The sequence below is a fragment of the Cellvibrio fibrivorans genome (genome assembly GCF_031457055.1).
GTDB classification, from domain to species: domain Bacteria; phylum Pseudomonadota; class Gammaproteobacteria; order Pseudomonadales; family Cellvibrionaceae; genus Cellvibrio; species Cellvibrio fibrivorans.
In genome coordinates, this window is sequence record NZ_JAVDVX010000002.1 from 17722 (window position 1) to 40138 (window position 22417).

The 22417-nt window shown below is 48.5% G+C and carries 25 protein-coding genes; 16 read left to right on the top strand and 9 right to left on the bottom strand.

Annotated elements, in window-relative coordinates; translation table 11 throughout:
- Window positions 1-19 precede the first annotated feature (19 nt).
- Genes J2X05_RS04945 through J2X05_RS04955 form a run of 3 tightly spaced genes read left to right on the top strand, consistent with a single transcriptional unit; the run spans window position 20 to window position 2108 of the window.
- Window positions 20-1327, top strand: a complete 1308-nt coding sequence (locus J2X05_RS04945; protein ID WP_310069516.1) for a GGDEF domain-containing protein — start codon at window positions 20-22, stop codon at window positions 1325-1327.
- A gap of 54 nt (window positions 1328-1381) precedes the next feature.
- Window positions 1382-1633 carry an FAD assembly factor SdhE gene (locus tag J2X05_RS04950; protein WP_445343907.1) on the top strand — a complete coding sequence of 84 codons (252 nt, stop codon included), beginning with the start codon at window positions 1382-1384 and terminating at the stop codon, window positions 1631-1633.
- Window positions 1602-2108 carry a protein YgfX gene (locus tag J2X05_RS04955; RefSeq protein ID WP_310069518.1) on the top strand — a complete coding sequence of 169 codons (507 nt, stop codon included), beginning with the start codon at window positions 1602-1604 and terminating at the stop codon, window positions 2106-2108. The genes J2X05_RS04950 and J2X05_RS04955 overlap by 32 nt, the downstream gene beginning before the upstream one ends.
- An 8-nt stretch (window positions 2109-2116) precedes the next feature.
- On the opposite strand, the gene nadB is transcribed toward J2X05_RS04955, so the two are convergent.
- On the bottom strand, window positions 2117-3742 hold the full coding sequence (nadB, locus tag J2X05_RS04960; protein WP_310069523.1) for an L-aspartate oxidase: 1626 nt from the start codon (window positions 3740-3742) through the stop codon (window positions 2117-2119).
- Between the two features lie 340 nt (window positions 3743-4082).
- On the opposite strand from nadB, the gene rpoE reads away from it, so the two are divergent.
- The 5 genes from rpoE to arfB all read left to right on the top strand — a co-directional run bounded on the left by rpoE (window position 4083) and on the right by arfB (window position 7629).
- Window positions 4083-4670: an RNA polymerase sigma factor RpoE gene (rpoE, locus tag J2X05_RS04965; RefSeq protein WP_310069525.1), complete on the top strand. Its 588-nt coding sequence runs from the start codon at window positions 4083-4085 to the stop codon at window positions 4668-4670.
- 218 nt (window positions 4671-4888) lie between these two features.
- Entirely contained in the window at window positions 4889-5620 is a 732-nt protein-coding gene (locus J2X05_RS04970; protein WP_310069528.1) for a sigma-E factor negative regulatory protein, read from the top strand.
- A gap of 73 nt (window positions 5621-5693) precedes the next feature.
- Window positions 5694-6695 (top strand): MucB/RseB family sigma factor regulatory protein, encoded by a 1002-nt coding sequence (locus J2X05_RS04975; RefSeq protein WP_374725253.1) that lies wholly within the window; start codon window positions 5694-5696, stop codon window positions 6693-6695.
- A 42-nt stretch (window positions 6696-6737) separates the two neighbouring features.
- Entirely contained in the window at window positions 6738-7211 is a 474-nt protein-coding gene (locus J2X05_RS04980; protein WP_310069531.1) for a SoxR reducing system RseC family protein, read from the top strand.
- A gap of 1 nt (window position 7212) precedes the next feature.
- The gene (arfB, locus tag J2X05_RS04985; RefSeq protein ID WP_310069533.1) at window positions 7213-7629 is read left to right on the top strand and encodes an alternative ribosome rescue aminoacyl-tRNA hydrolase ArfB; all 417 of its coding nucleotides are present in this window, start codon (window positions 7213-7215) and stop codon (window positions 7627-7629) included.
- Between the two features lie 19 nt (window positions 7630-7648).
- Here the strand turns inward: arfB and J2X05_RS04990 are convergent, their stop codons facing one another.
- Together J2X05_RS04990 and J2X05_RS04995 are read right to left on the bottom strand one after the other, a co-directional pair.
- Window positions 7649-8710, bottom strand: a complete 1062-nt coding sequence (locus tag J2X05_RS04990; protein WP_310069536.1) for an MJ1255/VC2487 family glycosyltransferase — start codon at window positions 8708-8710, stop codon at window positions 7649-7651.
- A 66-nt stretch (window positions 8711-8776) separates the two neighbouring features.
- On the bottom strand, window positions 8777-9319 hold the full coding sequence (locus tag J2X05_RS04995; RefSeq protein WP_310069539.1) for a phosphatase PAP2 family protein: 543 nt from the start codon (window positions 9317-9319) through the stop codon (window positions 8777-8779).
- Window positions 9320-9462: 143 nt separating this feature from the next.
- Between J2X05_RS04995 and J2X05_RS05000 the strand changes: the two genes are divergently transcribed.
- The 3 genes from J2X05_RS05000 to galK all read left to right on the top strand — a co-directional run bounded on the left by J2X05_RS05000 (window position 9463) and on the right by galK (window position 12238).
- Window positions 9463-9834: a diacylglycerol kinase gene (locus J2X05_RS05000; RefSeq protein WP_310069543.1), complete on the top strand. Its 372-nt coding sequence runs from the start codon at window positions 9463-9465 to the stop codon at window positions 9832-9834.
- Window positions 9835-10023: 189 nt separating this feature from the next.
- On the top strand, window positions 10024-11079 hold the full coding sequence (locus tag J2X05_RS05005) for a UDP-glucose--hexose-1-phosphate uridylyltransferase (protein WP_310069548.1): 1056 nt from the start codon (window positions 10024-10026) through the stop codon (window positions 11077-11079).
- 7 nt (window positions 11080-11086) lie between these two features.
- A complete protein-coding gene (gene galK / locus J2X05_RS05010) occupies window positions 11087-12238 on the top strand; it encodes a galactokinase (RefSeq protein WP_310069551.1) in 1152 nt (383 codons plus the stop codon).
- Window positions 12239-12336: 98 nt separating this feature from the next.
- On the opposite strand, the gene J2X05_RS05015 is transcribed toward galK, so the two are convergent.
- Window positions 12337-12540 (bottom strand): hypothetical protein, encoded by a 204-nt coding sequence (locus J2X05_RS05015; RefSeq protein ID WP_310069556.1) that lies wholly within the window; start codon window positions 12538-12540, stop codon window positions 12337-12339.
- Between the two features lie 195 nt (window positions 12541-12735).
- Here J2X05_RS05015 and J2X05_RS05020 point away from each other — a divergent pair, with 195 nt between their 5' ends.
- From J2X05_RS05020 to J2X05_RS05030, 3 genes are all read left to right on the top strand, one after another.
- Complete coding sequence (locus tag J2X05_RS05020) at window positions 12736-13059, top strand: BolA family protein (RefSeq protein WP_310069560.1); 324 nt, start codon at window positions 12736-12738, stop codon at window positions 13057-13059.
- 105 nt (window positions 13060-13164) lie between these two features.
- Window positions 13165-14187 (top strand): oxygen-dependent tRNA uridine(34) hydroxylase TrhO, encoded by a 1023-nt coding sequence (gene trhO / locus J2X05_RS05025; protein WP_310069563.1) that lies wholly within the window; start codon window positions 13165-13167, stop codon window positions 14185-14187.
- 65 nt (window positions 14188-14252) lie between these two features.
- Window positions 14253-14591: a hypothetical protein gene (locus J2X05_RS05030; protein WP_310069564.1), complete on the top strand. Its 339-nt coding sequence runs from the start codon at window positions 14253-14255 to the stop codon at window positions 14589-14591.
- Between the two features lie 98 nt (window positions 14592-14689).
- Here the strand turns inward: J2X05_RS05030 and J2X05_RS05035 are convergent, their stop codons facing one another.
- The 5 genes from J2X05_RS05035 to J2X05_RS05055 form a co-directional block, all read right to left on the bottom strand.
- The gene (locus J2X05_RS05035) at window positions 14690-15208 is read right to left on the bottom strand and encodes a hypothetical protein (protein WP_310069567.1); all 519 of its coding nucleotides are present in this window, start codon (window positions 15206-15208) and stop codon (window positions 14690-14692) included.
- Between the two features lie 244 nt (window positions 15209-15452).
- Window positions 15453-15830 (bottom strand): SirB2 family protein, encoded by a 378-nt coding sequence (locus J2X05_RS05040; RefSeq protein ID WP_310069570.1) that lies wholly within the window; start codon window positions 15828-15830, stop codon window positions 15453-15455.
- A gap of 71 nt (window positions 15831-15901) precedes the next feature.
- The gene (locus tag J2X05_RS05045) at window positions 15902-16495 is read right to left on the bottom strand and encodes a DUF4202 domain-containing protein (protein ID WP_310069573.1); all 594 of its coding nucleotides are present in this window, start codon (window positions 16493-16495) and stop codon (window positions 15902-15904) included.
- Window positions 16496-16515: 20 nt separating this feature from the next.
- Window positions 16516-17274, bottom strand: a complete 759-nt coding sequence (gene fnr, locus J2X05_RS05050) for a fumarate/nitrate reduction transcriptional regulator Fnr (RefSeq protein WP_310069575.1) — start codon at window positions 17272-17274, stop codon at window positions 16516-16518.
- 151 nt (window positions 17275-17425) lie between these two features.
- The gene (locus J2X05_RS05055; protein WP_310069578.1) at window positions 17426-20914 is read right to left on the bottom strand and encodes an acyl-[ACP]--phospholipid O-acyltransferase; all 3489 of its coding nucleotides are present in this window, start codon (window positions 20912-20914) and stop codon (window positions 17426-17428) included.
- A gap of 533 nt (window positions 20915-21447) precedes the next feature.
- On the opposite strand from J2X05_RS05055, the gene J2X05_RS05060 reads away from it, so the two are divergent.
- Together J2X05_RS05060 and J2X05_RS05065 are read left to right on the top strand one after the other, a co-directional pair.
- Complete coding sequence (locus tag J2X05_RS05060; RefSeq protein ID WP_039913407.1) at window positions 21448-21654, top strand: cold-shock protein; 207 nt, start codon at window positions 21448-21450, stop codon at window positions 21652-21654.
- 186 nt (window positions 21655-21840) lie between these two features.
- Window positions 21841-22413 (top strand): RNA polymerase sigma factor, encoded by a 573-nt coding sequence (locus tag J2X05_RS05065; protein ID WP_310069586.1) that lies wholly within the window; start codon window positions 21841-21843, stop codon window positions 22411-22413.
- The last annotated feature ends 4 nt before the right edge of the window (window positions 22414-22417 follow it).

Here is a 22417-nt window from a genome sequence, read left to right on the forward strand (position 1 = left end):
TCTGGACTATATATAGCCAATGCAGAATTCCAGACTTCGCCAAAGTGGTTTCTATAAACTTTTCCTCTGCTGCCTGATTACTGTGGCAGTGATGTATGCCTATGAGTTGTTGCCAGCGAAAAAAATGCTGGTCGTTCCTTCCGCCAATATTCCCCATTACATCTATGCCGATATGAATTCGGCAGGAGAGCCTATGGTGTATTGGACCGATTTTGACGGCCTCGCCTGGGAGTGCAATATCGAGAATGATGGCAAAGCCCATGGCTGTGGGTTTAATGTTTATCTCGGTGGAGGGCAAGGCTCCGAGGGAATCAATTTGAGCAGCTATAAAACAATCAATATTGATTTGGATTATGTTGGCAATGATCAGCGCCTGCGATTTTATCTGCGCAATTATGAACCCGGATTTTCTGATATCAACGATATGCAGACATCCAAGTTTAATAATGTACATGTGCCGATCAACTACGTTGATGAGAGTTTGGTGCTGAGTTTATCGGAGTTCTCAGTGGCTGAATGGTGGGTCACCCAATACAAGGCACCGCGTGAACATTCATTGCCACGTTTTGACCATGTTATTGCATTTGGAATTGATGTCAGCTATCCCGGTCCGGTTGGGAAGCACGGTTTTAAGCTCAACAAGCTCGAGTTTGTTGGCGAATGGGTGTCGCGTGAGGATTGGTATTTGGGGATATTGGTATTTTGGTTAAGTGCCATTATGTTCGGGGGTGGTATCAGTCTGGCGAAGCTCACTAAAGAAATTCGCCTTGAACATCAGCGCCTTGAGCGGTTGGCAAATCAAAATTCACTGCTCGCGCAGGAGACAGACAAATATAAAAAGCTGTCGATGGTTGACCCACTAACCGGCTTGTTGAATCGTCAGGGGCTTTCTGAATATATCGAACAATATTTTCCAATGGATAGCGCACGCCTGGTGTCTATGGTGATAGTGGATATTGATCATTTTAAAAAAATTAATGATTCATTAGGGCACGATGGTGGCGATTTGGTGCTCAAGCGAGTGACAGAATTAATAAAATCCCATACGCGCCAAAGTGATCAAGTGGCCCGCTGGGGAGGTGAAGAATTCGTGCTGGTATTGCCTGATACGCATTCGGAGGGCGCATTTGCTATCGCAGAAAAAATGCGCGCCTTAATCGCAGCTGCCAACTTTGACCAATTCCCGCAATTGCACGTGACCATTAGCTTGGGTGTAGGCACCAGCGACGGTAAAATCCCCTTTCATCAATTATTCCGAAGCGTGGATACTGCACTCTATCAAGCCAAAGCGCAGGGGCGGAACAGGGTGATCAAAGCAAGCGTTTAGTCAGTGGCTCGTTTATAATGCCGTACATCTCGCGTGATCAATATAGGTAGTGATGTGGATATTAATCGTTTGTTTTGGGGTAGCCGGCGCGGAATGCTGGAACTGGATTTGGTGTTGATGCCTTTTCTGGAAAATGTCTACCCGACATTGGAGCAGGCGGACAAAGAACGTTACTGGTTATTATTGGAAGAGCAGGATCAGGATTTATTTGCCTGGTTTATGCGCAGGACTGATCCTGCTAACCCTGAGCTACAACGGATTGTGGATATTATTCGTGCAAACACCGGCCTTCAAAAAAGCAGTTGATACTGACGTTATAACTGCTGACTCATCTGTTCTGAAACCGCTGCCCATGCTGGCAGCGGTTTATATCAATCACTCCCGCTTTGGTGTCCTGCTTTATCGCTGCAGCTATGCTGTGTTTGCGTTGAGCCTGCTGCTGGTGTTTTATCCTTTTATCAGTGAGCAACCGCTGTGGTTGTTTGGGTTAACGCTGTGTTGGGGTGGGGTGTGGTTGGTGTATCGTCGGGAAAGTAGGCGTTGCGTTACAGGGGCGCTCAGCTACTCCGGTGATCATTGGTTGCTTGAGCAAGATGGCAGCACCTACCAGTTGACGCTGGCAGGCGACGTGCTGTGTTGGCCTTGGCTGATTATTTTGCCCTTACGTGAAATAGCGAGCGGTAAAATCCGGTGGATATTGATTTTTGGTGATGCATTAAACAAAGATGATAATGCCCGCTTGCGCCGTTGGTTGCGCGCGTGTTTAACACCCAAGGCATAATTCCGGTTTTAGATTTCCTTACTCACAATCACATCCTGCCCGGCAAAATTTGTCGGCACCAGAATGGTATCGCGTGCGATTGGCGACTTCTCCGGATAATCGGGCGAGAAGTGCAGGCCGCGGCTTTCTTTGCGCTCATGTGCTGAGCGAATAATTAACTCGGCAACAATCGCCAAATTGCGCAGTTCGATCAAATCGCTGCTGATTTTGTAGTTGCTGTAATACTCGGCGATTTCTTTTTGCAACAATTTGATACGGTGGGTCGCGCGCTCCAGGCGTTTATGTGTACGTACAATGCCCACGTAATCCCACATGAAACGGCGTAACTCGTCCCAGTTGTGCGAAATCACAACGTCTTCATCAGAGTCTCTTACGCGCGATTCGTCCCACTGCGCCGACAATTCGGGCGTATGGATATTGTTGAGTTTCGCCAAAATATGCTCCGCTGCCGATTGCGCGTAAACGATGCATTCGAGTAACGAGTTACTCGCCATGCGGTTGGCGCCGTGCAATCCGGTAAACGAGGTTTCGCCGATAGCATAAAGATGCTGCAAATCGGTTTGCCCATTTTTATCCACGACAACACCGCCACAGGTGTAATGTGCTGCGGGTACAACTGGAATGGCTTCTTTTGTTATATCGATTCCAAACTCCAAACAGCGTGCTTTTACTGTAGGGAAGTGCTCGCTGATAAACTCTTCGGATTTATGGCTGATATCCAGATACACACAATCGCAACCGAGACGTTTAATTTCATGATCGATGGCGCGGGCAACTATATCGCGCGGTGCCAATTCTTCGCGTTCATCAAAGCGCGGCATAAAACGTTCGCCACTCGGCAAGCGCAAATAAGCCCCTTCGCCACGCAGGGCTTCCGTAATCAAAAAGTTTTTCGCGCGCGGGTGATATAAACAGGTGGGGTGGAATTGGTTGAATTCCATATTGGCCACACGGCAACCGGCTCGCCATGCCATGGCGATACCATCACCACTGGCGCTGTCAGGGTTGCTGCTGTAAAGGTACACCTTGCTCGCACCACCCGTAGCCAGCACCACGACTTTCGCTTGGAACACATGGACTGCATCGTGCTTGCTGTCCAACACATAAGCGCCCGTGCAGCGCAGCTTGCGTGAGTCCGCATCTGCCTGGGAAATTAAGTTCACCGCGACATGGTGTTCAAAAATATCGATATTGGTCTGCTGCTGGACTTGTTCAATCAGTGTTGAATGTACCGCTTGGCCGGTGGCATCGGCGCTGTGGATGATGCGTCTATGGCTGTGGCCACCTTCTTTGGTGAGGTGATAATCGCCATTGCTATTTTCTTTGGTAAAGTTGACGCCTTGGGCGATAAGCCATTGGATCGCATCTTTACTGCGCTCGACAGTGAACCGCACCGCGTCTTCATGGCAGAGTCCGGCGCCGGCAATCAACGTATCCGCAACATGGGCATCAATAGAGTCTTGGTCATCCAATACAGCGGCTATACCGCCCTGTGCAAACCAGGTAGAGCCTTGGTTGATTTCATTTTTACTAAGCACGGCAACTCGCGCCTGTTGGGCTAGACTTAGCGCCAGAGTGAGGCCAGCTGCGCCTGAGCCAATAACCAGAACGTCGTATTGATAGTGTTTTTTCATGCAAATAGAACCCGGTTCGTACGAGGGGCGCCGTGAGATAAGACGGCGACAATGGGCGCAGTATATCAAGCCCGTGTTGGTTTATACGAAGTAAACAGCCATAAGGGTAATAACCCCGTATAATCGCCCCTGAACTTTTCAGGCATGGTTTTGTCTATGAGCCGGCCAGCTTTAATAGGCTTGTTTTGTATAAGACCAGCATCCGTATCTCGGTATAGAGATCGGGTAGCAGGCTAAAAGTTGGTTTAGTGAGGTTAGATTCGCATGAGTCTACTGGCTCTGGAATACTGACGCAGATTTGCCGTGCAACCGTTAGGTTGAGGCGCTTGGGGGTTAAAGAATGACAGCGCAACTAGCGCCTGATGTTGATCAGCAACTGGTCGAGCGAGTTCAAAAAGGCGATAAACGCGCGTTTGATTTGCTAGTGATTAAGTACCAACACAAAGTGTTGGCAGTGATTAGCCGTTTTATTCGCGATCACGCCGAAGCTCAGGATGTGGCTCAAGAAGCCTTTATTAAAGCGTATCGCGCGCTGCCCAATTTTCGTGGAGACAGTGCGTTTTATACCTGGATTTACCGCATCGCCATCAATACGGCTAAGAACCACATAGTAGCTCGCAACCGTCGTCCACCGACCAGCGATGTGGAGATCGAAGATGCCGAATTCTTCGATGGTAATGATGGCATGCATGAATTAAATACGCCTGAGCACAATATCCTGTGCGACGAGTTACAGGATACGATTGCGCAAGCATTTCAGGATCTGCCCGATGATCTGCGCACCGCAGTGACTTTGCGCGAGATTGATGGCTTGAGTTATGAAGAGATCGCCGAGGTGATGGAATGCCCGGTTGGCACCGTGCGTTCGCGTATTTTCCGCGCTCGCGAGGCGATTGATAAACGTATCAAACCGTTGATTGAGGATTAGTGTGGCTGAGCGACCGGGTTGGTCGCGGAGAAATTGCAACCCTCTTGAAAAACTTGCACAATTTTTTGTAATTTCATGAACCAATTGGCTAGCGTCTAGTCATACAAAGCAGTTGGGCCAGAACGGTTAAGTATTCAGACTTCTGGCCACCCAAACGTACCTTATTAATAATAGTTTTTGTACTCTAGCGAGCACTTTTAAACGAGGCACCAGCGAGAATGACAGAGCAAATCCAACCACCAGTGCTAGCTGAATCCTTGTCAGCACTTATGGATAACCAGGCGTCTGAGTTGGAAATCCAACGTCTGCTCAAAGCACTTGATGCAGATCCTGAACTCAAAGCCACTTGGTCCCGCTATCAAATCGCCAGCGCTGGCCTCAAAAAAGATCTGTCGGTGATGGCATCCAGTGGTTTTGCTGCGCGGATTAGCGCTGCAATTGATGCTGAAGAAACTTACTCACCTCAATCGCAGCCTGCTGCGCAAGAAGTTATTAATCGGGGCACTGGGGGTAATGTGATTGTTATGCCGCTGCGTTGGTGGCAGCAAGCCGGTCGTGTTGCTGTAGCTGCATCGGTTGCAGGCGCCTTGATTGTCGGAGTGCAACAGTATCAAGCAGTTGCGCCACAAACGGCAGAGTTTGCGGATAACACTCCTGTCACCACACCTGCGGCAGTGAATAATGAAACCAAGGCGGCGAATTTGCCTTCTGGTATCAATGCTCCCGCGCTGTCGGCGCGTACTGTTGCAGTGCAAAGTGGTTATGAATCGCGTCCGCAAGAAAATCGTCGTGTGATGTTTGTACCGCGTCAGCAAGCGGCGCCCATCTACAACGAAGATGTCAGCATTTACGTGAACCAGCTAATTCAGGAGCATACTGACAATGCCTCTACCAACAGTGGCCAAGGTATGTTGCCTTATACCCGCGTTATTCTGACTGAGGAGGAATAGCTCCTCCGATCCGTTGCATTAACAGGTGGAGCAGTTATGCTGCTCCCTTGATCCACTCTCCCACGAGTTCAGAATGTTAACTCTCTTTTCTATACGTAACCTTTTACTCATCTCCCCATTGTTGTTATCCCCCAATCTGTACGCCCAAGATTCAAACTCATCAGCTCCTGAGGCTTCGTCGCAAGTTTCTGCTGGCGTTAACCAATCACCTGAGGTAGCCAGATTGTTACAGAAAATGGCGAGCGTCCCCCATACCCTGAATTACCAAGGGTCATTCACTTACCAGCATAAAGACAATCCATCGCTGCAAAGCTTCCGGATTCTCCACTGGGTAGAGAATGGGGTAGAGCATGAGCGCTTGCAGCACTTGAATGGTACCGAGCGTGAGTTTGTGCGCTCGGGTAAGGCGATAGGTTGTGAATCCTTGGGTGATCAATTATTGCAGGGCAAGATCAGCCAGCTCGGCGCCAATCTTGCGCGTATGGATGAGTTATATCGCTTTGAAATTCGCGGCCCCGAGCGTGTCGCCGGGCGCGAAGCCACGGCACTGCTTGCACTGCCGCTGGATGCTTACCGCCACAGTTCGTTGTTGACGATTGATAATGAGACCGGCTTGGTCCTTAAATCCTGGTTGGTCGATGAATCGGCGCGGCCACTAGAGCGCTATCAATTTATTGATCTCGATCTCAGTCCGGATTTGGAGAGTATCCAACAACAGCCGGCGGCTAAATTGCAGCGCTCTGCCACATCCCAGCTCAGTGAATGTAATCCTTCCGCGCTCAAGCAATCCGAGCATTGGCGCTTGGCGTGGGTGCCGCCCGGCTTTGCGTTTGTTGGCCAGCGTCAGGTGCGCAACCAGATTGATATGTTGATGTATACCGATGGATTGACCACCTTTTCTGTGTTTATCGAAGCGGCGACCGGTGCGATCCCTGAGGGGGTTGCGTCGCGCGGTGCAACCTTGGCGGTAATGGATTCCTTGAGCTATCAGGGCAAGAGTTACCGGATAACCGTCGTGGGCGAAATACCTGTCGTCACCGCCCAAAAAATTGCGCAGAATATAGGGGGGATTTAATCGTCCCTTTTTCATTCCAGGCAGTTCATACAGGTAAGGCGCATGATTCTTGAAACCGGCCGCATAATGGCAATAGAAACCGAAGGTGTCTGGGTGGAAACCATCCGGAAATCCGCCTGCGGTTCCTGTAAGGCCGAAAAAGGTTGCGGGCAGAGCCTTATCAATAAATGGGATGGTCACACCGTGTATATTTGGGTGCTATTGGAGGGGCGCAATCCTGCGGATTATCACTTGGGTGATGAAATCCAGATCGGTATTCCCGAGGAAGTTATCGCAAAAGGCGCGCTGCTGGTTTATATGGTGCCGCTAATAACGCTGTTGCTTGCCACCGTATTTGCCCATCATCAATTTGCCCATGAGGGTATTAGTACGCTCAGTGGTTTCGCTGGTTTATTGTTGGGTGGCTTGATTGTGCGCTGGCATTCCTGGCGTAACCGCTTAAATAGCGATCTGCAACCAGTGTTGGTGGATGACCGAAAACCCCTGCATTTTTATCAAGCCGTAGAGCAGCATTAGTATGTTGCGGGTGAACGCCTCGGTTGTTATTCCCCTGAGTGAAATTGAATGCAGCGCTATGCGTGCTCAGGGTGCGGGCGGGCAAAATGTCAACAAGGTGTCGAGTGCGATACATTTGCGTTTTGATATCCCTAATTCATCGTTAAGTGAGTTTTGCAAAGCGCGTTTGTTGGCGCTGGGCGATAAACGCATCACTAACGAAGGTGTGTTGGTGATTAAAGCCCAGCGATTCCGTACGCAAGAACAAAATCGTGAAGATGCTCTGGCGCGTCTGCAGGAAATCATTCTCGATGCAATAAAAATTGAAAAAATGCGCCGTGCGACCAAGCCGACTTATTCATCCAAGCAGCGCCGCATGGATGCCAAAACCCAGCGCGGCTCCATTAAATCTGCCCGGCAAAAAGTGTCGTTTGATTAATCTCTACCGCAGAATTGTTTTATTTCGCTAACAATCCGGTTAGTTGTGTCTTTCCCGCGATAGCTTCCCGCCATAATTGTTGCTGCAAATCACTGATGTCGTCACTGCCACCATTCATTAACCAATTGACCAGTGCCTTGGCAACATCCGGGTAATGGCGCGGTTGGGCGGGTGGTTTAAGTGGCAGCCAACGGCTTAAGGTTTCTGTATCAAAATGTGTAGCAGTACTCCCGTAACCGAGTTGTTCCAAGGCGATGGCATTGGATTTTTGTTCAACTTGTCCGGCAACTGGCTGCACTAATAATTTTTTCCCCAGATGGATCGCTTCGCTCGGCAACTCAAAGCCTGCACTGCAAATCACGCCTTCGCAGCGATGCAGGTCTATTTGAAATCCTTCCCGTGAAAACGGGCGGACATGGATGTGACCATCATCGTAGGCGGCAGGAACGGATTGATAGATAAAAAAATCATAATCCGGAAATTCGCGCAGCTGCGGCACTATATCTTCTAAGCCCGCAAAAGGTAGATAAACTAAATAATGTTTGGGGGTGGAAACGTTAGGGTACTGTGATGGTTCTACGAGTGGTGGAAGAATTGGTTGGTTGAAATGATGCCAGTGCAAACCAATAGGTTGCGTCACTGGTGCAAAATTATGCATAAACCAATCGACAAAAATATTATTACCGAATTTGGGTATGTCGTAAAAAAAGGCATTTTGGTGAGAGATACCGATAATTTTTTTCCCTGCGCGTTTGGCTGCCCAAGCCGACACAGGTTCAAAATCATTGATGATAAAGTCGTAGCCCTCGACATCCACTTTTTTCGTGTCTTGATACAGCTGGGCAATATTGGATGTGAAGAGTGTTTTTACGAACTGGACTTTGCCGTTTTGGGTAGCGAAGGTAAGTCCGCGGTAGGATTGGAAATCACCAAAGGCTTCCATATCAAAAAATTTATCGCGCTCCCGGCCTGAGAAAACCCAATCAACCTGTGCACCAACATCAGCAAAGGCTTTGGCCATAATGCGCGCACGCGTAGTGTGGCCATTGCCGGTGCCTTGAACCCCATACAATATTTTCATGCGCTCTCACTTGGTAATCAATGCCAATCAGGATTGGCGGTTAATAAGTCGCTGCGCTGTTAATAATTAGTGTAGTGAAACAATTAACGAATGCAGGTAAATTCCCCAAAATGCACAGGCGCTACCGAGCAGGGCTCCGGCGACCAGATCAGTCGGGTAGTGCACGCCGAGCAGCACGCGGCTCATGCCAATCGCACAGGCCCAGATAAAACAGGGGATTGCAAAAAGCGGATAAAAATTAAAAATCAGGCAGGCAAATAAAAATGCAGCAGCAGTATGACCTGAAGGAAAACTGAATTGATCCGAGGGAGTGATCCACGCCTGATAGCTTGTGATCTTTACCGCAGGGCGATCGCGTTTGATGAGATTTTTCAGAAGCAGATACAAACTGACATCAAATACGTAGGCGATAATTCCCGCCCAGAAAAAACGCGCACCGGCGATAGGCTCAAGTGCAAGCAAACCCAATGCGACAATTAAATAAAGAGGGCCGTCTCCGGTCTGGGAAACAAATCTGACAGAGCGACGATACTGGAAGCCTTTGGTTACATGTACCCACAAAAATGCGAGAGTATCCAAGTGGTGGACGCGCTGTAAAAAAGTATTCATGATTCACCGCCTTTTTAACTAGTTGCAGATGAAATCGCGCGAACAGGATAAATTACGTCCGCGTCCATCTATTAGTAACATTGCTGTGTGACTATTGTGTGAATGTGTAATTAACCTGAGATGACAATGAGCGGAGACAGTGAATGAGCAAACCAGGTAAAACCGGTGTTCCACGTATAATTGATGCGTTTGGTTATTCAATGAAGGGGTTTGCCGCGGTATGGAAATATGAGGCGGCATTCCGGCAAGAAGTAGGACTGGCGATCATTCTGATTCCGGCGGCCTTTTGGCTTGCACAAACTCCAGTCGAACTTATTTTGTTGATTGCGAGTGTCTTCTGGGTATTGATGGCGGAATTGGCCAACTCATCCGTTGAAGCGGTGGTGGACCGCACCGGCTCTGAGCGCCATGAGCTTTCCGGGCGCGCGAAAGATATTGGTTCAGCATTGGTGTTTGTCAGTTTGGTATTGCTGGCGATTGTGTGGGGAATCATTGCCTTCAATCGGTTTAGCTGATTACTGCAGTAACGATCATTTTTAAAGCCCCGGCCCTAAAGGCCGGGGCTTTTTGTTTTTGCATTGCTGAAAATTTTCTTTTAATCAATCTGCCGTGGGTTGATTGCAGTGCCCTCCGGTTTAGGGTAAATTACACAAATCGGTTAATTATCATATTTATATGTCATTGAAGCCAGCATAAGAAAAACTATGAACGAAGAATTTTCAGTTAATGAACATCCACATCGCCGCTACAACCCACTCCTGGGAGAATGGCTGCTAATTTCCCCTCATCGTACCAAGCGCCCTTGGCAGGGGCAGCAAGAGCAGAATCAATGGCCAGACAGTCCGGCGCATGATCCTTCTTGCTATCTGTGTGCCGGTAATCATCGCGCTGGGGGGGAAGTGAATCCGCCCTACAAAACGACGTTTGTCTTCACCAATGACTTTGCGGCGTTGATGCCGCAAGTACCAGCAGCGCCGGTTTCCAGTGATTCGCTGTTCCAAATCCAGGCCGAACACGGCACCAGCAGGGTGATTTGCTTTTCTGCCGATCACAGTAAAACCCTGCCGTTGTTGAGCGATGAAGAGATCAGTGCAGTCATCAGTACCTGGATGAGCGAGGCGGCTGATCTGGGCAAAGACTACGCCAGCGTGCAAATTTTTGAGAACAAAGGCGCGGTGATGGGCTGCTCCAACCCTCATCCCCATGGCCAGATTTGGGCACAATCGCAGCTGCCAACACTAGTCGATAAAGAGGATGAGCAGCAGCGCGAATACCACAATCAACATTCGATTCCTTTACTGCTGGACTATGCGCAGAAAGAGTCTGCCGTTGGTGAGCGAGTAGTTGTGGAGAACGAGGACTGGCTGGTGGTAGTGCCATTTTGGGCGGCCTGGCCTTATGAAACCCTGCTGCTGCCCAAGCAAAAAATTGCGCGCATTACAGAACTTAGTCCCACACAACAGCTGAGTCTAGGTGCGATACTGCGTGATATCACCGCCCGTTACGACAACCTGTTTGAGTGCTCATTTCCCTATTCAATGGGGTGGCATGGCGCACCTTTTGCGACGGGTGATATGGCTGACGACACCGCACACTGGCAGTTGCACGCTCATTTTTATCCCCCGCTATTGCGCAGTGCGAGCGTACGCAAATTTATGGTGGGCTACGAAATGTTGGCTGAGCCCCAGCGCGATTTATCCCCCGAGCAAGCGGCTGAACGTTTGCGTCAACAAAGTCCTGTTCATTTTCGATTGAGGTAAGACGAGCGTGAAGACTCTCTCTAATGCTCGTGTGAGCGAATTATTTGAAAGCTATTTCGGTACAGCGCCGGTTGGCACCGTTAAAGCGCCCGGCCGTGTCAATCTGATTGGTGAGCACACGGATTACAACGGCGGTTTTGTGTTGCCCGCAGCAATCAACTATCACACCTATATTGCCTTTGCACTGCGCGGTGACCGCCAGCTGCGTTTGGTGGCTTACAACTTTGATAATGAATCTGTCGTTGTTGATCTGGATGCAGTTCAGGTGCATGACACTAATGCGTCATGGAGCAACTACGTGCGCGGCGTCGTGCAAGAGATGCGTAAACAGGGTTTTAAACTCGCTGGTGGCGATTTGTATATTGCCGGTGATCTTCATTCCGGTGCGGGTTTAAGCAGTTCAGCATCGCTGGAAATGGCGTTGATCCGCGCGCTCACTTCGCTCAGTCAGGAGCAAATTGAGCCAACACAAGCCGCGTTGATGGGGCAGGCGGCAGAGAACAATTTTGTTGGCTGCAACTGCGGGATAATGGATCAGCTGATTTCAGCGCGCGGCCAGGAGCATGCAGCATTACTTATCGATTGCCAGGATTTATCGACCCGTGCTGTGCCAGTTCCAGCAGATTGGGAAATCCTGATTGTCCACAGCGGCGTCAAGCGCGGTTTGGTCGATAGCGAATACAACCAGCGTCGCCAACAGTGCGAGCAGGCCGCCGCGTTTTTTGGACAACCGTCCTTGCGCGGTGTTGAGTTGGCTCAGCTGCTAGCGGCCGAAGCTGAACTTGATGAGTTGAGCTTCCGTCGCGCGCGCCATGTACTTACTGAAAACCAGCGCACACTGGATGCGGCCAAGGCGCTTGCAGAAGGTAATCTGGCTAGTTTAGTTAAGGTAATGGTTGAATCACATGCATCTATGCGTGATGACTTTAATATCACTGTGCCCGCGATAGATACGCTAGTGAATATCCTGGCAGTTGCGGGAGAGGGTAAAGCCGGTGCGCGTATGACGGGCGGAGGATTTGGTGGTTGTGTTGTTGCGGTGGCCCCGGCAGCGGTTATTCCTCGCTTGGCGGCTGCTGTTGAGGCGCATTATCAGGATCAAACCGGCTGTATTCCTACCTTAATCCGCGCCAAAGCCAGTGCGGGTGCCTTTGCTTAATCCTCTCTTCCCTTCCCTGTAGGGGCGCTGCTTGCTGGGCCCTTATTTCTACTGTCGATTGGGCGCGGCAAGCGGCGCCCCTACAATCACACCAGCGATCAATGCCGCGTTTTGCCTGCGTTATCTGCATCACTTAAAAAGGCGAGATAGTCATCGGCGATACTGCGTTCATCAGTCCGGCGCTCGGTAGATTTGCGGCGCTTGCGATGATAAAGATCCAGAGGCATGTTCTTGCAGGGGTCGCGATCCAGCCTGCGGTCATTGCCTTTACGGCGGTCAAAAAAAATCTTGTGGTCACTCATAGCGAATACTTCTATTCTCGTCTGTTTATCGTTATCTACCTGGATTTAAATGTGTGCTGGTTGCTCCAAGTCAACACAGTGTAGATCTTTGTCGCTAAAATGCGGCAAGTTTTTTTGCATAAACAGATCCATTTGGATAGCCATCGTCTATCCCTGTGTGATGTTGTTATTGCTTTGCGAAAAAGGGTGAATCCTATGAATCCTGTTGAAAGTCGTATCTACACCAAGCTGAGTGGCGGGTTCCAACCTGTACATCTGGAAGTTATCAACGAAAGTTACATGCATTCGGTGCCGCCCGGGTCGGAAACCCATTTTAAAGTGGTATTGGCGTCCGCGCAGTTTGCGGGCAAGCGGCAAGTGCAGCGTCATCAGGCAATTTATGCTTGCCTTGCCGGAGAGCTGCAATCCGGAGTCCATGCCTTGGCGCTGCACACCTTTAGTCCAGAGGAGTGGCAGGCCAGCAGCCAGGTTCCAGCATCTCCCCAATGCCTGGGGGGCAGGAAACACGACCCACAATAAGTGCTGGTTGTGCAAAAACTAAACGCCTATAATGCGCGCCCTGCGCAATCCTGCTTGCCCTTGAATACTTCGATCTGATTACTGCTAACCCGTTAAGTGATGTTTATGAGCCAAATTGTCGTTGCCGCCCTGTATAAGTTCGTTAAATTGCCTGATTACGAAACCCTGGTGCCCCGCTTGAAAGACCTTTGTGAGCAGTTGGGAATCAAGGGAACCTTGCTGTTGGCAGAGGAGGGTATTAATGGAACTGTATCCGGCTCGCGTGCAGGCATTGATAGTTTGATTGCATTTTTACGCGCCGATGGCCGCTTTGATAACCTGAGTTACAAAGAATCTTTTTACGATGAGCAGCCTTTTTACCGCATGAAGGTTAAGCTCAAAAAAGAAATCGTCACCATGGGTGTTAACGGCATAGATCCGCAACAAATTGTGGGTACCTATGTTAAACCCCGCGATTGGAACGCGCTGATTAGCGATCCTGAAGTGCTGGTGATCGATACTCGTAATTCTTACGAGTATGAGATAGGGACTTTTGAGCGCGCTATTGATCCAAAAACCGAAACCTTCCGGGAGTTTCCTGCTTACGTTGCAGAAAACCTTGATCCTGCCAAACACAAAAAAGTGGCGATGTTTTGCACCGGTGGCATTCGTTGTGAAAAATCCACTGCCTATTTAAAAGAGCAGGGCTTTAATGAGGTGTATCACCTGGAGGGCGGGATTCTTAAATATTTGGAGGAGGTCCCGGAAGAAGAAAGTTTGTGGCGTGGCGAATGTTTTGTATTTGATAATCGCGTGGCCGTTAATCATAAACTTGAAAAAGGTGTTTACGACCAATGCCATGGCTGCCGTTATCCCATCACTGAAGAAGACAAAAACTCTGCACATTACATGTTGGGTGTCTGCTGCCCGCGCTGCTTTGACAAGTTGACGCCAGAGCAAACCACACGTTTTGCCGAACGCCAGAAACAAATCGAATTGGCCAAGCAGCGCAATCAAGCCCACATAGGTGTTCTGCCCCCGGAGCGTCAGTTGCGTCGCGCCCAAAAGCTGGAGCATCGCGAGGAGCAGCGTCGGTTGTCGTTAAAAGCAGTGGGCGAAACAAAGCGCCCATCATCAAATAGTATTTAGCTATTTTGTCACACAATTACTTTATGCTTTAATGCCGTTTCCGTTAATAAATACTTGTGGTATCTATGAATTTTGACGATTGGACAGCCGACATGGCTACAGGCACGGCAACCCATGCCAGCGGATTCACTATTCGTATTGAAGGTAATCCAAAAGATCCTTCCGAGGTGTATCCCGGTAAGTTTCCGGAAGGGATGAGCTTTGTTGATCAGGCGCGCCTGCTACGTTCTGGATTGGAGTTTCTGGCGAAGGCAGGTGGCAGTGCACCTAAATCCTGGCAATCCAGCCCGGTGCAGGATGCAAAAACAGAAGCTATCAAAGCGCGCGAAGAGTTGGCCAAACGTTTTGCTGATCGGCCCGATAAACCTCAGCGTTCAGTGCTGTCGTTGAAAAAGAATTCTTGAGCTTGAAATTGTATCCATATAATTTGAATCCCATAAAAAAACCGGCGTATCAAAACGCCGGTTTTTTTACGGAAGCGAAATGGCGATTGGTTGGTAACTCAAAGTAACCCGCGTCTTTGCAGTTCCAAATAATGTGCATCAACCAGCTTGAATAAATCATCAAATTTTTGTGCTGCCGGTGCGGTCACCAACTCCAGGCTTTCAACTTCGACTTTGGGGCGCTTCATAATTTTTTCCAGCTCGGCAGCAGTGCCGGTCATTGCAGAGATGATTTTATCGGTGCTGTCTTTATCACGGAAAATTCTACCCTGCTCAGTCAGCTGCAAATAGTTGTCGCATTCTTGCAGCCAGTCTTTGCGTTGCATAATAAAGTGGCGAATATTCTTGGCACCGCCGCGATGAGCTGTGGGGAGTTGTTTGTCGCGATAGGCTTGCAGGCTTTTGCGCCCCTGTAACAAAAAATCAAGACCAGTCGATTTGCAGTATTTGGCATTCAGATAACTGGCAAATTTTATATTGTTGGCAGCTTCTGCCTTGGTGCGTTTGCAGGCTTCATCGCAACTGAAACCGAATTGCGATAGCGACAGCAGGGCGATGGTTAGTAGGATTTTTTTCATAGCAGGCTCACCGATTATTAAAGTTATATGAAAGCTGAACAACTGGACTGTGATATAAATCACTTTTTAAAAAACGTCAAGTATTGTAAATAAAATTAAGCCTGAATATAGCTATTAGCTTTAAGCCTAGGAGTTCACTGCGAAATTGCAAACGTTGAAGAATCAATTTTTTGGGGCGGGTCAAAGCGGGCAAACAAAAGGCAGCGCTCGGCTGCCTTGGGTAACAACGAATCAGGCTGTGTAGTTAGCTAAAAAAGCCCAGCGGGTTTCTACTGATTGCAACGCTGACGATATAAGCGAATACGATTAATGCGCTCACCCAGAGTAGTTTGCGCGCATTAGGATTAGGCACTTTGAATGCGGCAATACCCAGACCGATATAAGCGACCAAACCAATAATTTTAGCCATCAACCAAGTCTGGCTTCCGGGCGACATGCTCAGGTGTACTGCCAGCACTATCCCGCTTACCAATAAAATGGTGCTGATGATATGTGGCAATATTTTTACCCATTTTTTGCTAAGCATGCTGGAGTTCATAAACAACCAGATGCCGCGTACGAAAAAAGCCAGCAGCGATAACACAACAAAAGTTAGATGAAGATGTTTAAGAGCTAGATACACGGTATGTTCCTTTTTATCAATGTGGGATTGCTGTTGTGGATGTTGGATAGTTATTAAACGCTAAATCGCGATCAGCTTGCACTTAACGCCTTGCCGACCAGACCCAGCATGGATTCGGATAAAGGTAGCTTTAGGGCGGCAGCGTGGCCTTTTTCTGACATTTTGTTCCAGGTTTTGCGAATAATATCGATGAGTTTTTCTTCATCGTGCTTGCTTGCAAAATCTTCCAGATAGAATTCAATAAACACCAGGCAGATGACATCTTCTAGCGCCTGTACTTCATCGTCGCGTTTCAAGCTGCGTTTCAGCAGTAGATCTTTCACCCGCGCAATCATGCTTTCGTCATACCCATGTTCTGCCATGATGTCGCCGGCAATTTCGCCGTGTAGCTGCGCCAGATCCAGCCGCCATTTTTTATAGCCGCTCCTATCCATAGGGTAATCGCTACGCGGGCTTTTCCAGCGGCATATGTGCTGGCTGCGTGTTGCTAGTTGCAATGCTTCTGACGGGGCTGCACAGAATTTATGTAATTGTGCGCTCATGCGCTGGGCGTAAATCCATTCTTTGGCAACGGCTTTGCCATCCACTATTTCAGTATTTGGGTCTTGTAAATTTGCCGCATCAAATGCAGCGAGGGTTTTTTCCAGTCGGTTTTGGTCGGTCATCGATGGTTGCTCGTTATGTTCTAGTTTTCGGTGTCGCCATTGGCGATATTGCGTAGCTGTTCCATGTTTTTAATGAGAATTTCTTTTTTATCCACAGTGATGACATCCTGTTTTTGCAAACGGGTGAAAATGCGGCTGACAGTTTCTATGGTCAACCCTAAATAGTTGCCGATATCAGTACGCGACATGGGTAAACGAAAGGCATTAGCCGATAATTGGCGGCGGCTATTGCGGCTGGAGATACTTAGCAACAGCGCGGCAATCCGCTCTTCTGCACTGCTTTTGCTAAGCAACGTAATAACTTGCTGATCCTGGGTAATCTCGCGGCTCATAAGTTGGAAGAAATGGCGCTGCAGGTTGGGAATTTGCAGGCTTAATTCTTCCATACGATTAAACGGGATTTCGCATACTGATGCTGTTTCCAGTGCAACTACGGAGTTGGTATAGCGGTTGTCGGCAATGCCATCCATCCCCACAACTTCGCCCGGTAAATAGAACCCGGTGACTTGTTCTTCGCCATTGTCACTGAGAGTCATGGCTTTTACCGCCCCTGAGCGAATGGCATACACAGAGTCAAAGGGGTCGTTGGCACGATACAAATAATCCCCTTTTTGCAGCGGTTTACCGCGTTGAATGATGTTGTTGAGTCGATCAATATCCTCTATATGCAAACTGATAGGCAGGCAGATGGTATTCAATCGGCAGTTGCCGCAGCTCACTTTTTTATCGTGAGGACAACTGGAATCCTGTGTTTTTACAATGGTTTGGTTGACGGTCATGGCGCGGGAACCTCAAGGGAACGGTTACCCCTGATAGGATTTGTGCAGGGATGGCTTGATAACGTGATTGTTGCAGCTTTGGTTGGGGCGGTAAATAGTTGATTTTGAATGTGTGCTTGAGCGATTGTTCGCCCAAGCACACCAATAGTAATTACGCTGTGGTCTCGGTAGCTGCCGCTGTACCTACCTCACTCCACTCCCTCGCCATCTTCTTCGCCAAACTGAAATCCGTTTTGCCTGAGCCTAATAATGGCATTGCTTCTACTTGCATCCAGTCTCCGGGAATCGCGAGCGCATTTAGACCTTGCTGCAATACTTCAGTGCGAACTTCATCTTTTGCCACTTCGGCGTTGGTGATGGCGATCAAGCGTTCACCTTTTTTGGCATCATCAATCGCAACTACAATCACATCGATAGCATCGTTGTTGATGGCCTTTTTCAATGCACTTTCAACGAGAGTGAGGCTGACCATCTCGCCACCGATTTTAGCAAAGCGCGAGTAGCGATCCTGAATAAACAAGAAGCCGTCTTCGTCAATCACACCTTTATCGCCCGTTACATACCAGCGCATATCCTGTATTTCTTTAATAGCACTGGCCGTTTTTTCTGGATTGTTTAAATAGCCAACCATCACTTGCGCACCACCAATTAAAATCATGCCTGCTTCACCGGTGGGCAATTCCTTAAATGTAACCGGATCAACAATCATACAACTGGAGCCGGGCAGGGGCATGCCCACGGAACCGGGTCGGTTGCCTGCTTGCACTTGCCAGTAATGGGTATCGATTTTATCGGGCAGATTGACGCTAGCGACGGGGGTGGTTTCGGTTGCGCCATACCCTTCATAAATCGACAAATTAAATTTCAGATTAAATGCGGTGCGCACTTCTTCTTGCAGTTTTTCTGCACCAGCAACCACCAAACGCAAACTCTCTAACATGAGTGGATGGATTTTGTGGTTGCGACAATATAAACGCAGGAAAGTAGATGTACCGAATAAAACGGTTACACGATTTTGTGCGATGGCTTTGGCGCTGCCCAATGCATCCGTCGGGTCAGCGTGACATACCATAGGTACAGCCTCGAGCAGCGGCATAAACTGTGTCACTGTTAGACCAAATGCGTGGAACAGCGGTAGGTTTGCCATTACTACATCTTTTTCTTCTACGTTTAATACATCGGTAATTTGTTTAACGTTGGCGATAATATTTTTGTGGCTAATCTGTACACCTTTGGGAATACCTTCGCTACCACTGGAAAATAAAATAACGGCGATATCATTTGCTTTTTGTTTCCGCGCCCAGAGTGTTTTTAACACAAATGCAGGTAGTATTTTGATCAATAATAAACGGGCAATTTTTTCGGCGGTAGAAATGCTGCCTGCAAAATCTTCCATCGCAACCACATTGACGCCTTGCAATAAACTGTGCGCAGGAATGCCTTTGTCCTCCAGTTTTTTCAAAAAGCGTGCAGAGGTAAATACGGTTTTTATATTTGCTTGCGTAAGTGCCGATGCAAAAGCACTTTGACTTGCTGTGTAATTTAAATTGATCAGGGTTTTTCCGGTCAGAATTACCGCGAGGTTGGTGAGCACACCAGCAGCACTGGTCGGCAAAAGTACACCGATATTCTGGTCGGGTAATTTGGCGATACGGCTGGCGATGGCACTGGCGCCGGCCAGCGCACGATGTGCGCTCAGCTCTGTACCCATGGTATCGATAATTGCCATTTGGTTACCCATTTTTTTAGCAGCGTCAATCCAGCAGCGGCCAATGGTGTCCAAACTGTCTACATATTCTTGCCATGAGCGAATCGATAAATCCAACACGCGGCGTTTTAACACATCCGCCTTGGTTTCTTTAGGCAGCGGTTTTCCAAATGCGACAATTAAATCGCGCTTTAGCAACGGGCGGTTTTTATTTTTTAAGTGGGCAGATGAACGCGAAAATTGGCTGCCCCATAAACCGCGTAAATAAAAGGGAACAATAACGACATCGTCATTGGCTTTTTCACAGGCACGTTCGTAACCGCGACGAAATTCACCTAAATGACCGGTGCGGCTAATCGCACCTTCAGGGAATAAACACACCACATCGCCGTTGTTTAAACTTGCTGCAACCGTATCCAATGCATTGCGGCTCTGTGCACCGGATTCAATCGGGATGCAACCAAACAAATCGAAAAACCACTTCAAATACCAGCGTTGGTAAATCGCACGCAACATAACAAAGCGAACCGGGCGCGGGCTGGCGAGTTGTAATACCGCCCAGTCAATCCAACTCACATGGTTGCCAAGCAACAATACACCGCCTTTTGCAGGGATATTTTTCATCCCTTGCACTAACACGCGGTAGCGCTGCGAAACAATGCGCGAAAAAACAAAACGCACCAGACTTTGCGGCAATTCATAGATGGTGTAACAGCAACCGATCAAAGTGATAACCGCAATAATTTCCAGCAAGGTTTTGCTGCTGAATCCTGCAAATGAAAACCCGACGGTTATAACGAGAAAAACCAGCATCACCACGTTCTGTACCCAGTTGTTGGCAGCGAGGGTACGACCCAACTCATGCTCGCCAGCGTGAAATTGGATCAGGGCATTAAGGGGCACGGTAAACACACCACCGCTAAACCCAATAAACAAAAACGCAAGCATAAATGCAGTGTAAGAATGCAAGTGAGGCAAACACAATAAACCCAGAGCAAAACCCAATGCGCCTAAAGGCAGCAAACCCGTTTCAATATAATTACGCGAGAAGCGCCCGGCGATAATCGAACCCAGTGCGATACCAATACCGCTGCACGCGAGAATGCCTTGCACGATCATGGCATTATCCATGTGCAATTCTTCTTTGATGAAAGCGGGGAAGGCGGCAAGCATCACTTGACCTACGCCCCAGAAAATTGCGAGGCCAACAACCGATAAACGGATCACTCGTTGGCGCATTACTGGCGCCATATCTTCCGCAAATAATTTTCCTGTTAAGTAAGCTTTGGTTGAAAAGTGGGCAGTTGTTTGCGGTGTGGGCTGTTCGGGAAGGCGATAAATCATTACCACTTCGATGATTGCACTTAACACCAGTAACCAGCCGAGTGGAGCAATTGCTTGAATCACGTCTTTTTCTGTACCGGCACCTTTCGGATAGTACATTTCAAAGAAAATCGAAAACACAGCGATACCGGAAAGGATCGCAATCATCGAAAGTGCACCAACGGCACCGTTCGCTTGCGCGAGGCTTTCTTTACCAAATAATTCTTTGATGTAACCAAATTTGGCGGGTGAATAAATCGCGGCTTGAGCGGCGAGTAAAAGCGTCATTGCAAACGCGGCCCAAAACCAGCCCAGGTAGTAAAAGGCAGTAATCAGCAGGGTCAATGCCAGGGCAAACCAGGCCATGGCGCGCATCACGCGGGTTTTACGCATAACATCCGATAAAAAACCGGCAGGGCTAAGCAACAGAATGAAGGGGAGTAACATCATGGCGTTGACTACCGCGGTGAGCAAAATTTGCTCATTGCCGTTGTAGAGTTTGAAAACGGTATTTTGCACAACGATCTTATGGCCAAGATCGACAAACGCATTGAGAAAAACGGCAATGAAAAAGGGGATAGCCCCGGTGACTCTATGAACCTGTTGCATGGATTGCTTCCTTTACCTGTTATTGGTGGCGCTACTTTGCCCGAGCGCATTCTAAACGCAATTAGATTGGTAAGGGTGTATGCAGACTCTACCGAAAGTCGCATTTTGCGCGACTTGGTGCTGTTAAATAGGGCAGTGAGGTGGAGACAAAAATGGGCCGGCGAGCCAGCCCGAAGGAGATTAACCAGTTGCCCGTTTAAGTGAAAGACGGTATGTCAACGAGGTGATGGTATGGAGTCATCTTAGCGAGTGACCTCCATTTACGGGAGTGGCAAATTGCCGCACACTAAAGCCCTTATAACTAAAAATCACCTATATCGCCTTGCAACAAAGCCTTTACACCGAACGACACGCAGAATATATTTGGCCTGTTGGTCTGTTCACAGCATTATTTATGGCAAGTCACCTCGTTGTTCTAGCAGTACATCTATTAGCACCACGTTTTGTTCTTCATAAGTAACATCTGAATCCGCCAGCACAGCTCCACCTTGGGGTATTCATTTTATTATTTACAAAGAGCATCGAGGTTTATTATGGCTAGAAGTACTGGTACCGTTAAATGGTTCAACGAATCTAAAGGTTTTGGTTTCATCGCGAGTGAAGCAGGTCAAGACGTATTCGTTCACTACAGCGCTATCACCGGTTCAGGTTTCAAAACCCTGGCTGAAGGCCAAAAAGTAGAGTTCGACGTTAAGCCAGGCCAAAAAGGCCCACAGGCTGAAAACGTAATTGGTCTCTAATCTGGTTGTAGTCAAACCAGTAGTGATAGAAAAACCGCCCAGGCAACTGTGGCGGTTTTTTTATTGCCCGCCGTTTTTGAGCGATCCATGCCAAAAAATAATGAATAATCCTGTCAACCAATTTTCCACTTCGCCGTTATACCCAGTGAACACACGTTTATCACTATCGACCTATTGAGTCATTAGATGCCGGCCAAGATTCTTCCGCTTATGAGTTCATCGCCAGCCGAGAGCGCGCTGGATGCATTTTTAGCGAGCGTAGAGGCGCGTGCCTATCGCAGTGCTTTGTTAACGACAAAAAAGTCGGCTGATGCGCTGGATATAGTGCAAGAGGCGATGTTGCATCTGGTGCAATCCTATCGCGCGCGCGATAGCGCTGAATGGCCGCTTTTATTCCAGCGCATTTTGCAGCACAAAATATTGGATTGGCATCGCGCGCAAACCAAACAGCGTCGTTGGTTTTGGCAGGTGCCCGCAAATGTTGTAGAAGACGAGAGCGAGAGTGTTATCGATACAATTGTCGATGACAAGAATGAAAATCCTGCAGAGATTGTTGCGCGCGCACAAGATATTAACCGCGTGCTTGATGCGTTGGCGATGATGCCTTTGCGCCAGCGGCAAGTATTTTTATTGCGCGCTTGGGAAGGATTTGATGTGGCGTCTACAGCTAGTGTGATGGCCTGTAGCGAGGGAAGTGTAAAAACCCATTATTTTCGTGCGCTGCAATTTATGCGTACACAATTACTACTCGGTGAGTGATTGC

Bases quoted from the DNA above. Each gene is read 5' to 3' on its own strand.
- J2X05_RS04945 (WP_310069516.1), top strand. From the start codon at position 20: ATGCAGAATTCCAGACTTCGCCAAAGTGGTTTCTATAAACTTTTCCTC.
- nadB (WP_310069523.1), bottom strand. From the start codon at position 3,742: ATGAAAAAACACTATCAATACGACGTTCTGGTTATTGGCTCAGGCGCA.
- rpoE (WP_310069525.1), top strand. From the start codon at position 4,083: ATGACAGCGCAACTAGCGCCTGATGTTGATCAGCAACTGGTCGAGCGA.
- J2X05_RS04970 (WP_310069528.1), top strand. From the start codon at position 4,889: ATGACAGAGCAAATCCAACCACCAGTGCTAGCTGAATCCTTGTCAGCA.
- J2X05_RS04975 (WP_374725253.1), top strand. From the start codon at position 5,694: ATGTTAACTCTCTTTTCTATACGTAACCTTTTACTCATCTCCCCATTG.
- J2X05_RS04980 (WP_310069531.1), top strand. From the start codon at position 6,738: ATGATTCTTGAAACCGGCCGCATAATGGCAATAGAAACCGAAGGTGTC.
- arfB (WP_310069533.1), top strand. From the start codon at position 7,213: ATGTTGCGGGTGAACGCCTCGGTTGTTATTCCCCTGAGTGAAATTGAA.
- J2X05_RS04990 (WP_310069536.1), bottom strand. From the start codon at position 8,710: ATGAAAATATTGTATGGGGTTCAAGGCACCGGCAATGGCCACACTACG.
- J2X05_RS04995 (WP_310069539.1), bottom strand. From the start codon at position 9,319: ATGAATACTTTTTTACAGCGCGTCCACCACTTGGATACTCTCGCATTT.
- J2X05_RS05000 (WP_310069543.1), top strand. From the start codon at position 9,463: ATGAGCAAACCAGGTAAAACCGGTGTTCCACGTATAATTGATGCGTTT.
- J2X05_RS05005 (WP_310069548.1), top strand. From the start codon at position 10,024: ATGAACGAAGAATTTTCAGTTAATGAACATCCACATCGCCGCTACAAC.
- J2X05_RS05015 (WP_310069556.1), bottom strand. From the start codon at position 12,540: ATGAGTGACCACAAGATTTTTTTTGACCGCCGTAAAGGCAATGACCGC.
- J2X05_RS05020 (WP_310069560.1), top strand. From the start codon at position 12,736: ATGAATCCTGTTGAAAGTCGTATCTACACCAAGCTGAGTGGCGGGTTC.
- trhO (WP_310069563.1), top strand. From the start codon at position 13,165: ATGAGCCAAATTGTCGTTGCCGCCCTGTATAAGTTCGTTAAATTGCCT.
- J2X05_RS05030 (WP_310069564.1), top strand. From the start codon at position 14,253: ATGAATTTTGACGATTGGACAGCCGACATGGCTACAGGCACGGCAACC.
- J2X05_RS05035 (WP_310069567.1), bottom strand. From the start codon at position 15,208: ATGAAAAAAATCCTACTAACCATCGCCCTGCTGTCGCTATCGCAATTC.
- J2X05_RS05045 (WP_310069573.1), bottom strand. From the start codon at position 16,495: ATGACCGACCAAAACCGACTGGAAAAAACCCTCGCTGCATTTGATGCG.
- fnr (WP_310069575.1), bottom strand. From the start codon at position 17,274: ATGACCGTCAACCAAACCATTGTAAAAACACAGGATTCCAGTTGTCCT.
- J2X05_RS05055 (WP_310069578.1), bottom strand. From the start codon at position 20,914: ATGCAACAGGTTCATAGAGTCACCGGGGCTATCCCCTTTTTCATTGCC.
- J2X05_RS05060 (WP_039913407.1), top strand. From the start codon at position 21,448: ATGGCTAGAAGTACTGGTACCGTTAAATGGTTCAACGAATCTAAAGGT.
- J2X05_RS05065 (WP_310069586.1), top strand. From the start codon at position 21,841: ATGCCGGCCAAGATTCTTCCGCTTATGAGTTCATCGCCAGCCGAGAGC.